Genomic DNA, 15074 nt, shown 5'->3' with positions numbered 1-15074 from the left:
TCCTATTTTAAACAGTCTATATGATCGTAAAAGATAAGGTGAGAGATATATGGAACCAAAAAAAATTAAAGATACACGTGTTGTTCAAACCGACCAAGTATTGATTAATGATTTGAATAATTATCATACCTTATTTGGCGGTGTATTAATGAAAAAACTTGACGCCTGTGCAACTCTTTCCGCACGCCGTCATGCAAGAGTACCAGAATGTGTTACGGCATCGACGGACGCAGTGAATTTTTTGGAACCCATTCGTCAATCCGATTCGGTATGTATCGAATCATGTGTTACCTATACAGGCAAGAGTTCGATGGAGATATTTTGCAAAGTGATTGCGGAAGATATGGTAACCGCCGATCGCAGAATTGCTGCAACCGCCTTTTTGACATTTGTTGCGTTGGGTGATGAGAAAAGGCCGATTGAAGTTCCAAAGGTCATCCCGGAGACAGACGAAGAAAGGTTTCTATTTCAAACAGGCGAAAAACGAGCAAAAATGCGTAAAGAAAAACGGGAGCAAAATAAACAACTTTTATCCAGGCTTACCCTGGAAAAACCAATTTTATAAGGGGAGATAAGATATGCTTGTAAATTCAAGCATTCATGAACTGTTAGATGCACAGCAATCAATTGAAGCTTTTAGAAAAAACGAACCGATAATTTATAAAAAAGTTATGCATATGATTTATCTGACACGTCAGCTTCAATTTGGATACCAATATATGGGCTGTCTACTGATGGATGAAAACCCGGATAAATTTCAGCCTGTTTTACAAGATGAATATATTTTATCAGTTTACCAACAAGAGATTGAAAAATTAAAGCAAGATAAAATGGTACACGATCTGAAGCAATTGTTATCTTCTTATAAACAGATAAGTTATTACGTTATGTGTCAGTTGATGCTTGGAACAAATCCAAAATTGTTAGTTGGTCCAACAGTAGTTCGGTAGATTGGTACTTGAAAAAGATGACGGCAGGGGCGTGAATAAGTTATCTATTTCCATTTTTACTTTCATGTGGTGCATTACTTCCTAATTTAACATGCTCTATCAACCTTCATTTAACAAGTACATGGTATACAAACTTTATTATTTTACCTTTTAACATAAACGACCATCTATATCAAAAGATGGTCGTTTGTACTACTATAGATAAACCGTTAAAATACCTTAGCCTTTATTTGAAATAACATGAGGTTAGCCTAAGAAGGATAATCACACATGCTCCGCAACTTGTTTCGCCTGCTCCACTTCACGCTGCTTTTTCCCAACGGGCATCCTCGACCAAATCGTGGCCAAAATGGATCCGTTAATGATATGCGTCACAACGGCAACTGCACCGGGCAATGCAGTCAACGGCTGTGCAGCAAAATGAGTATTGGCAAGCGATACGCCTAATCCAGCATTTTGAATGCCAACTTCAATGGAAATCGCTCGCCTTGTATCCACATTTAATCGTAAAGCCATTGCGATTAGGTAGCCAAGCAATAAGCCGGAAAGGTTATGTAAGATGACCGTTAAAAATATCAGCATTCCTGAAGATGCAATGCTATCTGTATTTCCAGATACTACCGCAGCAACTACACCAGAGATTGCAATAACTGAAATAGCAGGCAAGGCTTGTGTACCTTTTTCCACTATATTAGGAAAGAATTTTTGGATAATTAATCCCAAAACAATCGGGATAATAATTACTTGAATAATTGACAAGAACATGGCAAACGGATTAACCGGCATCCATTGTCCAGCAAGTAAATAAAGAAGTGTTGGCGTTAGTATCGGTGCGAGCATGGTTGATACAGATGTCATTGTCACAGATAAAGCTACGTTTCCTTTTGCTAAATAAACCATCACATTCGAAGCAGTCCCACCAGGTACACAACCAACTAAAATAATTCCGGCAGCCAATGTTGGCGGCAGATGTAATAAAGTCGCAATGCCATAAGCGGTGAGAGGCATAACGGTGAATTGGATAAGAACACCAATAATGACAGGCAGCGGTTTGGTTAGAACCATTTTAAAATCAACTGGTTTCATATTCAGTCCCATGCCGAACATGACAATTCCTAACAAAATATTAATATAGGAATTTAGCCAGATAAACTGATTTGGTAAATTAAAAGCCACAATGGCAATGATGATCGTGATGATCGCAAAGTACTTATTGGCAAAATTACTGATAGCGTTAATAGTTTTCATGATGTAATATATCCCCCTTTCCGTGATGTATAATGTTTCATGTGTTCAGGTGTTGTGTCTATGAAAACTAGTCTGCCAAACTATCATAATCTTTCCTACTCTGGAAATGTAGGAATTGATAGAATGTTACATATTATACATCTTAAAAACAAAAGAGTCCATACAATTCGAAAATTTAATTTGAAATATTCACCTGGATTCCTGAATAGTTGCTTTTTCTCGGGAAGGGAAGGGATCCTTTTCCACCAAACGCTGCAGCATTATTGGAAGAATCATTCGGTATGAAACAGAAGGATATATATCTGATAGTAGCTGTTTGTCTACGCTAACTTTTGATTTCAACACCGCCAAAAATAATGAGACAGTTCAATTTTAATACTGGACAATCCAGTTGCTCATCTGTAAATTTTCTCGTTTTATTTTCCCAATCTGCATATAATTTTCCCAAATCCAAAAGCAATATGCTTACTGGATTAACCCATTATTCGTAAATTTTTGCAAAAATTAATGCTACCTATTATCCAATTGGAATATGAAGAGCATTTTAATACATGGTATATGCCGTTTTTGTGGTTTAGGTTTCTTTATTTATGAGACATATAAGCCCATCTTTTGACTTTTGAACGTACGAGGCATACAATTTCTTAAATAAAAAGAAACCCATTATATAAATGGATTCTTTACATCCAAACAATTTAATACGGAAAGGAAGTGTGATCCTGTGGCCAATACATACCCAAAAGCGGATATGAAAATGACAGTGACATGGGGGGATAGTGATCCGGCGGGAATCTCCTATTATGCCAGAACATTCGACTGGTTTACAAATGCGCGCATGCATTTTTTTGCAGAATATGGATTCCCATATATGGAGACCTTTCATGGGAAGGGGATTGCCCTTGTTTGTTTACATGCGGATTGTGATTACAAAAAAATGGTGCGTCCTGGAGAGCCAATCACTGTTCGCGCATCATTGACGAATTTCTCGCGGACAAGATTGGCAATTTCATATCAAGTATTCAATAAGAGTGGGGAACTTGCAGAAATTGGTGAGACCGTACATGCATACACCGATAATGATGGGAAGCCATTTAACCTGAAAAGGCGTCACCCACAGCTTTGGAATGAATTGATCGAGAAGTGGCCTATATTTAACCAATAGTTAGAACCTACAATAAAGAGATGCCACTAGCTGGTATGTCTTTTGTTGTTAGGGGATATAATCGTAAGTAAAATCATATCAAATATGGAAGGATTGGGAAACATGGAGCAGTATACGTATGATGTTCAAATGTTTAAAGAAACATTTGAGTATGAATTTACTTATCTGAATGGATTTTTAAGAAATGTGCACCGGTTTGCGCATAAACCTGCCATGACATGTACGTCAACGGACCGGACATGGACCTATGCGGAATTGAATCAGGATGTGAATCGGCTAGCCCATGCCTTGTTGGAAGATGGTGTTGGTAAAAGTGATGTTGTGATGTATCAGCTGCTGAACTCGGCAGAATTTGTTTTTAGTTTTCTGGCACCGCAGAAGATTGGCGCCATCAATAGTCCAATCAATTTCCGGCTATCACCTGGGGAAACAGCCTATATTATTGATGACAGTAAACCTGTTGTTTTTATTTATGATGCAGAAATAAAAGAAACGGCGGAACAGGCACTGGCTATGGCAAATCACCAGCCAAGCCGGGTAGTGATGGTTGACATGACAGGCGAAGAAAAAGCACCAGAAGGCCAGGTCACGTTTGAAGATTATGTGCAAAATCAATCAGTTGAAGACCCGGACATTACACATCCAATGCATATTTATGATGAAAATACACGTCTTTATACCTCGGGAACAACAGGAATGCCAAAAGGGGTTCCCTTAAATAACATTAATGATATTCTCTCCGCACATGATGTGGCCATGCATTTTCCACTAACTCCTACAGATAAAACAATGAATATGAGTCCGTGGTTCCATCGTGGCGGGCTCCATTCAGGCGGTCCAAATCCCACACTCTATGTTGGCGGAGAAATTGTCATACTGCGCAATTTTCATCCAAAAACTTGTTTAAAGTACGTCGAAAAATATGGATTAACCTTTTTGATTGGTGCACCACCGATGTTGAAAATGCTGTATGAACAACAGAAGAAACATCCGGTCGATTTATCAAAATTGAAGGGAATCGTTACAATGGGGGCGCCGCTGGGAAGAGAAGAGTGCATCAACTATCAGGAGACACTTACCCCAAATATTTATAATGGCTATGGAACTACAGAGGCATTCTGGAATACGTTCCTTCGTCCATATGATTTGCCGGAGATGGCCGGTTCAGCGGGACGAGCCTGTACCGATGATGATGTTGCCGTGGTAAAAATTTATCCTGATCGAAAAGCTGATCCGGATGATGTAGTAGCCAGAGATAATCAGGAGGTTGGAGAGGTTATTGTTCGTGCGCCCGGAAAAACTGCGTATGCCTATGTTAATAAAGAGGAAGAAAGCAGGCGGGTATTTCATAAAGGCTGGCTTTATATAGGCGATTTGGCAACATGGGATGAAAATGAGTTTGTTACTATCGTTGGCCGCAAAAATGATATGATCGTCTCCTCAGGCGAGAATATTCATCCGGTACAGGTAGAAGAGATTCTCAATGAACATCCAAAAGTGCAAGAATCTGTGCTCGTGAGCGTTCCCGATGAATTAAGGGGTGAGTCAACCGTAGCTTACATTATTAAGGCAGATCCATCACTAACTACTGAAGAACTAAACCGGTACTGTGCAGAGCACCCGATGTTGGCTGATTATAAAAAGCCGCGTTATTACCGGTTTATTGATGATTTGCCATACACCGCAACAGGGAAGAAGAAACATTTTGAGGTGCGAAAGATGGCAGTGGAAGATCAGGAAGCAGGACTTTTTGAAAAATAGAGGATAAGGTAATGAAAAGCTGCGAGTCCCAATTTCGGGATTTGCAGCTTTTTTATCGATTTACCTGGGAGAGAACGCATTGGAGCTGGGAGAGATGCACACCAAGTCGGGAGGGAACGCTTTGAGATCGGGAGGGAGGCACGCGAAGTCGTGAGAGAATGCCCCGAGGTCGGGAGAGATTCAAGAAGCCAAGTCGGGAAAGAAACACGATGTATGCGTAGTATTACTAACCATAGAAGGACATTATGTATTGAACCAAATGAGTGTAATCCCAGGCAGGCATCTTGTCCCGTTTTTTATTATAGAAGTTTCCAAAATAAAATCATGAAAATTGGGGTTTTGTTTTATTTTGTTTATAATGGGATCGTAAAGTTTATGAAACAATTTACATAAAACAAGGAGATGATCATGATGAAACCAATTATTATTGATACGGATCCGGGCATTGATGACGTGGTAGCAATTACAGCCGCTACGTTTTCCGATGAATTGGACGTGAAATTAATAACTACTGTTGGCGGAAATGTAGGAATTGAAAATACGACAAAAAATGCTGTTGACTTGCTTACTTTTTTGGAGAAAAATGTCCCAATTGCCAAAGGTTCTGCCGGGCCGCTTTTACGCAAGCAGGAAACAGCTTCCCATGTTCATGGAACGAGTGGTATCGGTGAATACCAATTTACAGCTGAGCCGAATACCTCGCTACTTTCTGAGGAGAATGCGGTCGTCGAGTTAAGAAATTATATTATGCACTCGGCTGATTCGGTAACACTGGTGCCAATTGGACCGCTGACCAACATTGCTCTCCTATTCAAAACGTTCCCAGAGGCACTTGAGAACATTGAACAAATCGTTTTAATGGGTGGTGCAGCAGTAGGAGGGAATGCAACCCCTGTCGCCGAATTTAATATATTTGCTGATCCACATGCTGCAAAGATTGTTTTTGAATCAGATATGAATATTGTTATGTGTGGACTTGATGTGACCCAGTTAACCAGTGTATCATATGAGGATGTTAAGAAAGTGAAAGAACAGGGCAAAATTGGTGAGATGGTTTACGATATGCTTCAATTCTATAAAAATACCTATTCTGATAAGGCAATAGCTATTCATGATTTATGTACGATTATTTATTTAACCCGACCTGAACTTTTCCGAGTAAGACGCGCATCAATTGATGTCGCAACAGATGGGCCTGCCGCTGGATGCACGGTAACCAATTTCACAGATGACGGGAATGTGCAAGTATGTGTGGATGCGGATGTGGAAGCGTTTCGGCATGCATTTGTGTCCATGTTTGACCATAAAAACGGTTAGGAGGAGACATGTGACTATGAATCAGACCGATCTTCATAAAATGCACGTTGGAGAAAAAGCCGTGACGTACATTAAAGACGGAATGACAGTTGGTCTGGGCTCCGGATCTACGGTTAATTGGATGTTGAAAAAGCTTGGTGAGCGTGTGCAAGAGGGGTTAACAATGAAAGGAATACCAACATCAACAAAAACCGAAAAATTGGCGAAAGCATATGGGATTCCGTTGACAAGTTTTGCCGAAATCGACCGGATTGATTTAGCCATTGACGGTGCCGATGAAGTGGATGAAAATCTTAATCTGATAAAAGGCGGGGGCGGTTCACTTTTACGGGAGAAAATTGTTGATGCCAGGGCGAAACAGCTACTCATTATTGTAGACGAATCCAAACAAGTCACACGTCTCGGAAAGTTTCCCTTACCAATTGAAGTCGTCCCTTTTGGCTGGGAAATGGTAGCCAAAGAAATAGCTAATCTTGGTGGAAAACCACAATTACGTAAATTGGGTAATGATATATTTGTTTCTGACAATGGCAATTATATTTTGGATTGTGCTTTTAATGAAATCGACCGGCCGGGGCAACTACATAATCAATTAAAAGCACTGACTGGCGTGGTGGAAACTGGACTATTCATTAACATGGCTGATCAAGTAATTACAGCGACCGAAAAGGGGATTAAAATAAGTTAATGTGCAAGGGGATTTTTTGAAAATCTGAAGTAATTAAGTCACGATATATTAACCATTACGAACACGGCACGACATGACCATAATATTGTATATAAATAGCATTATAGCTGATTTGCCGAAGAAGAGCATGCCCGTTTAAGTATGCTCTTCTTTATTGATACTAATTGCAGTTCTCGTGGGTGAACAGAAGAATCGAACGTCTTCATTTGATATATTACATATTTCTTGCCGAAAAAGCAATGACGTGATGCTTGAAATCTATTAAATTATTCTAATTATTGGACTAACCAGTTATGGAAAATTGACATTAATTTGTATTGACGTAATTATCGGAAATATGTTATATTCAATTTAACGGAATAGCATACGCTTAGATGACATATATGTAAGCGTTTGCCGACGGAGGCTAATTGAAAAAGCGGGGAACGATTGTTTAGAATTTCATTTTTTACAGGGGGGACGGTAGTGATACGGAAAATTTTTATCTATGCAGGTTTACTTGGTTTAATTTGTTTCATGGGAAGTTGTAATAACGTTGACCAAAGTGTGGCGAAAGCAGATCAAGATAACGTTATTACGTTAAAGGTTGCCGACTCAGTGCCACCTACAAATTTTATTTCTCAAGAGGGAATTGTGTACTGGATGGATCGTGTGGAAGAGCTTACTAATGGGCAAATAAAGTTTCAATATTTTCCCTCGGAACAGCTTGGGAAGGCAACTAGTTTATTAGAATTAGCGAATTCCAGCACCGTAGATATTGCATACACTTCTTACGCTACCGAAAAAATGCCCTTGTCCGAGGTTGCAACACTTCCGGGAGCGATCCCTTCATCAAAGGAAGGTTCCCAAATATATTGGAAGCTTGTTAATAAATTTTTGCTGGACGAAGAGTATTTGAAAAATGGCGTTCGTCCAATGTTTGCGGTTACATTGCCCCATTATCAAATTGTAACTGCCAAAAAGAAGATTACGGGCCTGGAAGATTTACAAGGACTAAAGCTACGAGCGCCTGTTGGCCCATTGGAGATTGGAATTGATGCATTAGGGGCATCTCCGGTATCAATGGCCGCTCCAGAAATTTTTACGGCAATGGAAAGGGGAACAATTGACGGGGCTGCAATTGCGGTAACAAGTTACAAACCTTACCAATTACAGACAGCAGCAAAATATTCAACTACAAATGCAAATATGGGAAGCTTTGTCGCTACTTATTCCATTAATGAAAGGGTTTACAAAGATCTTCCGAGAGATGTTCAGCAGGCGATGAATCAAGCGGGAGAAGAGACGATTGAACACTTTTCTTCATACTTAGATGACCATGTTGAAGAATTAATAAAGGAATTTGAACAAGATGGTATGGAGATGTACGAACTTGACGATGAGACTTTGTCCACACTTAACCGGGAGATCGAATCTGTCTGGAATAGTTGGGCCAATGATTTGGAAGAAAGGGGTTATCCTGGGAAAAAGGTTGTAAGGTTATTCAAAGAAATAAGGAAGGAAGTTACCAAGTAGTTAATAATGGTGAATTAAAAAAATGGGGTGGATTTATGGAAAAAGTAATACATGTGTTTGAAAAACTGGAACGTCTTTCCCTATTTCTCGCGCAAATATCTATCTTTATTATGATGCTATTAATTACAGTAGATGCTACAAGCCGGTATGTACTTAATCAATCGATCATTGGTACATATGAATTTACCGAACGATACTTGATGATCGCAGCCGTATTTTTAAGTATGAGTTATGTGATGAAGATCGACGGTCATATCCGATTGGATTTATTAATTGAAAGGTTGCCAAAAAAGGTTACCAATGTTGTTAATTTAATTCATCTGTTATTAGAGGCTGCATTTGTGTTTGCTATTGGATATCAAGGAATGTCGATGACTTATGAGGTCTGGATACAAAATATTGTGGGAACTGGTCTTATTCCTTGGCCGATCTGGCTTTCCTATATATGGGTTCCCATCGGTGCTTTTTTATTCACACTACGATTACTTCTTGAATTTATGGAACCTATTTTAGCCCATTTTGGAAAACAAAAAGAAGAAGAGTTCATAAAGGAGGGAGAGGGTTTATGACTGTCGTTATTCCCATTGTTCTACTGTTGATTTTTCTGATATTTGGGATGCCTATTGCTTTTGCATTAGGTGTTTCTGGTTCAATAGGTTTAATTCTTAATAGTGGCTGGGAAGCTTTTTTCGGAGTAATTAAGACAGCACCATATGATAGTATAGAGAGCTTTGTACTTAGTGCGATTCCCATGTTTATTTTGATGGCAGCAATTATGACTGTAAGTGACTTAACGAAGGATTTGTTTTACACAGCCAATAAATGGTTAGGAAATTTACCGGGTGGATTAGGTATTGCAACGGTGTTTGCTGGTGCAGGTATGGGGGCGACAAGTGGTTCAAGTACTGCTTCTGCCGCTACGATGGCATCGGCTGCTTATCCTGAGATGAAGCGATATAAATATAGTACTTCTTTTGCAATGGGAGTAGTTAGCATTTCAGGTACGCTGGCAGTACTCATTCCTCCTAGTATCATACTAATTATGTATGGCATTCTCTCAGAGGTTGGGGTCGCTTCACTTTTAATTGCAGGCGTTATCCCAGGGATTATTACAGCATTAGGTTATATCGTAACAATTTTGATATGGGTTAAGTTCAAACCAAATGTGGCACCAAATATATACGAAAAAACTCCTATTAAAGCCCGTTTTAAATCTTTAAAAAACACGTGGCCCGTTTTACTATTAATTACCATTGTAATTGGGACTATTTATACAGGGATTGTAACCCCAACCGAAGCAGGTGCTGTCGGAGCTTTTGTTGTCTTTTTGATTGCTATTGCGATGCGAAGGTTTTCGATTACATTGTGTAATAAGGTATTAATAGAAACGATAAAATCAACAACAATGATATTGACAATTGTAATCGGTGCCATGATATTTGGCTATTTTTTAACGATTACCGGAGTTACCCAAAACTTAGTAACGTATGTAGAAGGGTTACAGGTTTCCAAATACTTCATCGTAGCCATTATTGTTCTCGTTTACTTGATATTAGGGTTTTTTCTTGATCAAATGGCAATCTTGATTTTAATGGTACCGATAACGTTCCCAATTATTACAGCACTCGGGTTTAACCCAATATGGTTTGGCATTATAATTACCAAAGCAGCGGAAATTGGCTTGGTAACACCGCCTGTAGGAATGAACGTATTTGTTGCTTCAGGTGCAGCAGGGGTGAAAACAACAGAAACGTTTAAAGGTGTGTTTTGGTTTGTTGTAACTGATTTAATTATTTTAATTATACTGATGCTAGTTCCATCTATTGCAACCTGGTTACCGGCTACGATGGATCAATAAATATTTTATTTTAATAAGAGGAGAGGTTACATATGGAATTTAATCTAACAGAAGAAAACTTGGCTATCAAAAATTCAGTCAAAGTTTTTGCTGAAAGGGAAATCAAACCTGTTATTGGAGAATTTGAACAAAATCATCGGTTTCCAAAAGAAATTTTACGGAAGATGGGGGAGCAAGGTTATTTTGGATCCTGTTTTCCTGAAAAAGTGGGCGGGTCAGAAATGGGTTTTGTTAATTTAGCGATTATTTGCGAGGAAATTTCTAAGGCTCACCCAGCGCTTGGATATGCATTCAATATGCAATCCATGACCTGTCCGTTTACTATTTTAAATTGGGGATCAGATGAGCAGATTCAAAAATATGTGCCAAGTTTGATAGCCGCAGAGAAAATCGGTATGTTCGCACTCACTGAGCCCGGTGGTGGGTCGGATGCAGCAGGTTCTATGAAAACCGTTGCTGTAAAAGATGGTAACGAATATGTGATTAATGGTTCAAAGGTGTTTATTACATTTGCAAATGAAGCGGATTATGGGGTGTTATTTGCAAAAACGAATCCTGATGCAGGTCATCGAGGCATTTCCGCATTCATCATTGAAACCGACCGCCCAGGGTTTTCGGCTACCCCAATTGAGATGAGCGGTTTAGGTTATATGATGCGCAGCTGTGAAGTGTTTTTAGAGGATCATCGAATCCCAGAAGAAAATCTGCTTGGTAAAGAGGGTGAAGGGTTTAAAATTGCGATGAATGCACTGGATTATGGAAGATTAACAGTCCCTGCCAGGCTATTGGGAATTGCGCAAGGGTGTTTGGAATTGTCGATTGATTATGCAAATACCCGCGTACTTAAGGGTAATGCCATCGGAAACTATCAAATGATTCAGCACTTGATCGCCGATATGGTAGTCGAAGTCGAAGCGGCTCGCATGCTAGTTTACAAAAGTGCTTATTTAAAAGATAAAGGTGAATCAGCAACCCGAGAAAGTGCACATTCCAAATATTTTGCTTCCGAGATTACAACACGAGCAACTCGTGCTGCCTATGAAATTTTTGGTGGTTATGCCTTGACTGACGAGTATCCGATCATGAAGTATATGAACTATGCGAATATGTTGCACATGGGCGAAGGTGCACCAAATGTTCAACGAATCCTCATCGCGGAAGATGCATTGGGAATTAAGGATGCAAATCGGCATAAAATTCCACGGCGGTTTCATTTAGCGAGTGATTTGCAATAGAGTCGGACGTGGACAAGAAATGTTTCCTTTGTTGCCAAAACGTTTACATGGAGTGTGTGGTGGGACAGGGGGAGAGACAACGTCGAACTGAACTATTCCATTAGATATATGCTGTCCCAATCAGATAAGGAGGAATTTACAATGAAGCAAGCGTTGGAGGATATAAGGGTTCTTGATTTGTCGAGGGTTTTTGCGGGACCGGCTGGATCGATGATACTGGGTGATCTAGGAGCCGATGTGATTCGCGTGGAAGCGCCAGGAGGTACCGATAGTATTCGTGATTGGTGGCCTTTTGTTGATAATGAAAGTACATACTATCTATCGGCAAACCGTAATAAGCGAGCGATTACATTGAATTTAAAAAAGGCGTCGGGAAAAAAACTTTTTTTAGATCTTGTCAAAAATGCTGATGTGGTAATAGAAAATTTTAAAACAGGTACGATGGAGCGTTTAGGATTAGCGTATTCTGCTTTGGAAAAGGTCAATCCAAAAATAATTATGTGCTCAGTCACTGGATACGGTCAAACAGGTCCTTTTGCTAAAGAACCTGGTTTTGACCCGGTTTTGCAGGCGGTTGGCGGTTTAATGGATGTAACTGGTCAACCAGATGGAGAAGCAACACGTGTCGGGCTGCCAGTAGTAGACATTATGAGCTCATTATATACAGTAATTAGTATTCTTTCAGCAATAAGGATTAGAGATTTAACCGGTGAAGGTCAACAGATTGACATTTCTTTATTGGATGTGCAAGTTAGCTCTCTAGCAAATGTCGCGAGTAGTTATTTAATGAAGGGGAATGTTTCCAAAAGAGTAGGGAACAATCATAACAATATTGTTCCCTATCAGGTATTTCAATGCAAGGATAAACCTCTCATGGTGGCCTGCGGGAATGATCGGCAGTTTCAGAAGTTTTCCGAAATACTTGGCATGCCTTCATGGAGTAAAGAGGCTAAATTTAAAACAAATGCCAAACGCATTCAAAATCGGGAAGAATTAACAGACAAGATACAAAAAATAATGGTTTGGAAAGATGCAAATGAATGGTTTACACTACTTTCGGAAAAAGGAGTGCCTTCGGGTCCGGTCAATAATGTAAAAGAGGTGTTTGAACATCCGCAAGTTCAATCAAGAAAAATGGTTGAAGAAATACCACACCCTACTTTGGGTAAGGTGAAATTAGTGCGAAATCCAGTCATTTTTTCTAAAACGCCAATTTCGATTAAAAAACATCCCCCACTTTTGGGAGAACACACTGAACTATTTTTGCAGCAAGAGATGAGTCTTTCCAAAGAAGATATAGATCAATTAAAAGAAGAAGGGGCTATTTAGGGGTAAAGGAGGCCAGTAGATGCAGGTCAGTTCACTACGACTATTTGGTTGAAAGTTCCTTTTTTCTAGCCCATAATATTTATTAATATGGGGGGGGGAGTACGATATGGTGAATTCACGTTTTAATCCAAATGTCATTTCCAAAGCTTTTGCAATCATCAGAGCATTTACCGATGAAAAATCAGACTGGGGAGTAAACGAACTGGCACGTTATCTGGAAATACCGGTAAGCTCCTTGCATCGTAATCTAAAAACGTTAAGAGATGAAAACATATTAGGTATATCCGCCCAAACCGGAAAATACACCATTGGGCCCGAACTCGTTCGAATGGCTTCCATTATATCGTCACAAGTAGAAATCAAACAGGTTGCCAGAACATTCATGGAGGAAATTTCATCCACGATTACTGAATCTGTCTATTTAGGACTATATCATCCACAGCATAGGAAGATTTCCTTTGTTGAGGGCGTACACAGCCAAAATCCTTTGCAATATGTTCTGGAAATCGGTGTGTTGCAATCTATCCATATTGCGGCAAGCGGAAAGGTCGTATTGGCTCACTTGGATGATGATGAAATTCAGAGGATTTTTGAAAAAGAGGCGGTTGACATTGATGAACAGGAACAAATTTGTGATGAAATAAAGCTAATACGCGAACAAGGCTATATGATTACTTTAGGTGAGCGATTGGCGGGTGCATCAGGTACTGCCGCTCCAATTTTTGATTCGACACAAAAGGTGATTGGTTGTATTACTTGTGTTATTCCTTTAAATCATTATGATGAAAAGCAAAAGTACAAAGTAGCAAAAAAAGTGATGGAAGGGGCGGCTAAGATTTCTTATGTTTTAGGATACAAGCAAGACTAAGTATAGATGGGACAGGGGATCGGATTTCCTGCCCCATTATTTTTTACAGAACAGAGATTGGAAAAAGAAACATTTATGTGTCCTAAAGCCCATTTTTCAAATAAGTATTGACATCATTTTTTCAATAATATACAATTCCTATAAAGTTAGTTTGATTTTAAGTTTTCTTATCATGAGAGGTGGAGGGAAAGGCCCGGTGAAGCTTCGGCAACAGGTTGTATGAAACACTGTGCCAAATCCTGCAGACATAGTCTGAAAGATAAGAAGGGAGCTAGGTTAGGATTTAAGTTCTGCCCCCTTCTTCTTCCAAAGCTGGAGGGGGGCTGGTTATATACACGACTTTCACCTCAAATTATTATGGAGGGATGATAAATGGAAAAGTCCCCGATTACGTACGACAATTTTCCTGGTGACCCTTTTAAAGATTTTCACCCGGTTGACGAGACACAAGGGGCATCTCCAATCTTACAATGGGCTTACGATTCATACGGAGATGGTGTTGTTTATGCTTGTAGCTTTGGTGCTGAGGGGATTGTATTAATTGATTTAATTTCAAAGGTGAAACAAGATGCAAGCGTTGTTTTTTTAGATACAGGGATTCATTTTCAAGAAACCTATGATTTGATTGATAAGGTAAAAGGTAAATATCCCGATCTTCGCATTGAATTAAAAAAGCCAGAGCTAACGTTGGAAGAACAAGCGGCGGAGTATGGTTCTGCCTTATGGACACGAAATCCGGATCAATGTTGTTTCATTCGGAAAATAAAACCACTGGAAGATGTTTTACAAGGCGCTCCTGCATGGATTTCCGGTCTTCGCAGGGAGCAGTCGGCAAGTCGTAAACATACTGATTTTGTGAATAAGGATCAACGTTTCAAGTCAATTAAGATTTGCCCGCTTATTCATTGGACGTGGGATGATGTATGGGCGTATATCAAAAACAATGATTTGCCATATAATGAACTACATGATCAGGGATATCCAAGCATTGGTTGTATTCCTTGTACGTCACGAGTAACGGATTCTGATGATCCCAGAGCAGGCAGATGGCAAGGATTTAATAAAACAGAGTGTGGATTGCATTTGCCAGGCAGTAACGGACAGTAACCTTATTGATATAATGGCTAATGACACTGTTTGTTT

14 protein-coding genes and 1 riboswitch are annotated in these 15074 nt (G+C 39.6%); of the genes, 13 read left to right on the top strand and 1 reads right to left on the bottom strand.

Annotated features, from left to right (window positions below):
- The first annotated feature begins 49 nt into the window (after nt 1-49).
- Nucleotides 50-565: an acyl-CoA thioesterase gene (locus ABRT01_RS01475; RefSeq protein WP_367746141.1), complete on the top strand. Its 516-nt coding sequence runs from the start codon at nt 50-52 to the stop codon at nt 563-565.
- 13 nt (nt 566-578) lie between these two features.
- Nucleotides 579-950 carry a hypothetical protein gene (locus ABRT01_RS01470; protein WP_269411585.1) on the top strand — a complete coding sequence of 124 codons (372 nt, stop codon included), beginning with the start codon at nt 579-581 and terminating at the stop codon, nt 948-950.
- A gap of 264 nt (nt 951-1214) precedes the next feature.
- On the opposite strand, the gene ABRT01_RS01465 is transcribed toward ABRT01_RS01470, so the two are convergent.
- Nucleotides 1215-2198, bottom strand: coding sequence for a bile acid:sodium symporter family protein (locus ABRT01_RS01465; RefSeq protein WP_367746139.1), 984 nt, complete (start codon nt 2196-2198; stop codon nt 1215-1217).
- Nucleotides 2199-2919: 721 nt separating this feature from the next.
- On the opposite strand from ABRT01_RS01465, the gene ABRT01_RS01460 reads away from it, so the two are divergent.
- The 11 genes from ABRT01_RS01460 to ABRT01_RS01410 all read left to right on the top strand — a co-directional run bounded on the left by ABRT01_RS01460 (nt 2920) and on the right by ABRT01_RS01410 (nt 15038).
- The gene (locus tag ABRT01_RS01460) at nt 2920-3360 is read left to right on the top strand and encodes an acyl-CoA thioesterase (protein ID WP_269411586.1); all 441 of its coding nucleotides are present in this window, start codon (nt 2920-2922) and stop codon (nt 3358-3360) included.
- 102 nt (nt 3361-3462) lie between these two features.
- Nucleotides 3463-5121, top strand: a complete 1659-nt coding sequence (locus ABRT01_RS01455; RefSeq protein WP_367746135.1) for a class I adenylate-forming enzyme family protein — start codon at nt 3463-3465, stop codon at nt 5119-5121.
- 408 nt (nt 5122-5529) lie between these two features.
- On the top strand, nt 5530-6438 hold the full coding sequence (locus ABRT01_RS01450; protein ID WP_269411588.1) for a nucleoside hydrolase: 909 nt from the start codon (nt 5530-5532) through the stop codon (nt 6436-6438).
- A 16-nt stretch (nt 6439-6454) separates the two neighbouring features.
- Nucleotides 6455-7126: a ribose-5-phosphate isomerase RpiA gene (gene rpiA / locus ABRT01_RS01445; protein ID WP_269412476.1), complete on the top strand. Its 672-nt coding sequence runs from the start codon at nt 6455-6457 to the stop codon at nt 7124-7126.
- A gap of 465 nt (nt 7127-7591) precedes the next feature.
- Complete coding sequence (locus ABRT01_RS01440; protein WP_269411589.1) at nt 7592-8641, top strand: TRAP transporter substrate-binding protein; 1050 nt, start codon at nt 7592-7594, stop codon at nt 8639-8641.
- Nucleotides 8642-8676: 35 nt separating this feature from the next.
- The gene (locus ABRT01_RS01435; protein ID WP_269411590.1) at nt 8677-9210 is read left to right on the top strand and encodes a TRAP transporter small permease; all 534 of its coding nucleotides are present in this window, start codon (nt 8677-8679) and stop codon (nt 9208-9210) included.
- Nucleotides 9207-10499, top strand: a complete 1293-nt coding sequence (locus ABRT01_RS01430) for a TRAP transporter large permease (protein ID WP_269411591.1) — start codon at nt 9207-9209, stop codon at nt 10497-10499. Before ABRT01_RS01435 ends, ABRT01_RS01430 begins: the two co-directional genes overlap by 4 nt.
- Before the next feature lie 32 nt (nt 10500-10531).
- Nucleotides 10532-11734 carry an acyl-CoA dehydrogenase family protein gene (locus ABRT01_RS01425; protein WP_269411592.1) on the top strand — a complete coding sequence of 401 codons (1203 nt, stop codon included), beginning with the start codon at nt 10532-10534 and terminating at the stop codon, nt 11732-11734.
- 108 nt (nt 11735-11842) lie between these two features.
- Nucleotides 11843-13063 carry a CaiB/BaiF CoA transferase family protein gene (locus ABRT01_RS01420; RefSeq protein ID WP_367746167.1) on the top strand — a complete coding sequence of 407 codons (1221 nt, stop codon included), beginning with the start codon at nt 11843-11845 and terminating at the stop codon, nt 13061-13063.
- 106 nt (nt 13064-13169) lie between these two features.
- A complete protein-coding gene (locus tag ABRT01_RS01415; RefSeq protein ID WP_269411594.1) occupies nt 13170-13931 on the top strand; it encodes an IclR family transcriptional regulator in 762 nt (253 codons plus the stop codon).
- 164 nt (nt 13932-14095) lie between these two features.
- Nucleotides 14096-14197: riboswitch (SAM riboswitch) on the top strand.
- Between the two features lie 106 nt (nt 14198-14303).
- Entirely contained in the window at nt 14304-15038 is a 735-nt protein-coding gene (locus ABRT01_RS01410) for a phosphoadenylyl-sulfate reductase (RefSeq protein ID WP_269411595.1), read from the top strand.
- The last annotated feature ends 36 nt before the right edge of the window (nt 15039-15074 follow it).

The organism is Lentibacillus sp. L22, assembly GCF_040812445.1.
Taxonomy (GTDB): domain Bacteria; phylum Bacillota; class Bacilli; order Bacillales; family Amphibacillaceae; genus Lentibacillus_C; species Lentibacillus_C daqui.
This window is presented reverse-complemented; position numbering and strand designations above follow the sequence as displayed.